Below are 592 nucleotides of genomic sequence, written 5' to 3' on the forward strand. Positions count from 1 at the left end.
TCGGCTGGATCTCATCGGTTCAGGGAATGGCTGTCAGCCTCTATATCGGGGTCATTGCAACCGGAGCCGCGTACCTGTTATTTACGACAGGATTGGCAAAAGTGCCCGCCTCAACGGCGGTGACGCTGTCGCTTGCTGAACCGCTTACAGCGTCGCTGTTGGGAACCGTGCTTGTCAGGGAATCGCTGCCTCTTGTTTCCTGGGCCGGGATCGCCCTGCTTCTTTTAGGCATTTTTTATATTTCCTATCAGCCCAAAAAAGATAAAATAAACGCTGAACAGATGAAAGCGTAAAAAAAACCCGCCCGGGGATATACGGGCGGGTTTTCATGTTGTCTTGTTATTCATCCAAACCGATGGACAAATATTTTGTTTCCAAATACGGCTCGATGCCTTCCAGTCCGCCTTCGCGTCCGATACCGCTTTCCTTCATGCCGCCGAAAGGCGCCTGAACGGTTGACGGTCCGCCGTCATTCCAGCCGAGAATGCCGTAATCAAGGTTTTCGGATAAATAGATGCCGCGGCGGTAGTTTTCCGTAAAGAAGTATGCCGCTAAACCGTAAGGCGTATCATTGGCGAGCTTGACCGCTTCG

2 protein-coding genes are annotated in these 592 nt (G+C 51.7%); one reads left to right on the top strand and one right to left on the bottom strand.

The features are described 5' to 3' along the window. A partial coding sequence (locus tag ACWHAR_RS29715; protein ID WP_452088768.1) for an EamA family transporter occupies window positions 1-293 on the top strand: 293 nt, incomplete at its 5' end. A gap of 46 nt (window positions 294-339) precedes the next feature. Here ACWHAR_RS29715 and ACWHAR_RS29720 read toward each other — a convergent pair. After that, a partial coding sequence (locus ACWHAR_RS29720) for an aldehyde dehydrogenase family protein (protein ID WP_452088769.1) occupies window positions 340-592 on the bottom strand: 253 nt, incomplete at its 5' end.

It is taken from the genome of Bacillus sp. LR--39 (assembly GCF_053613335.1).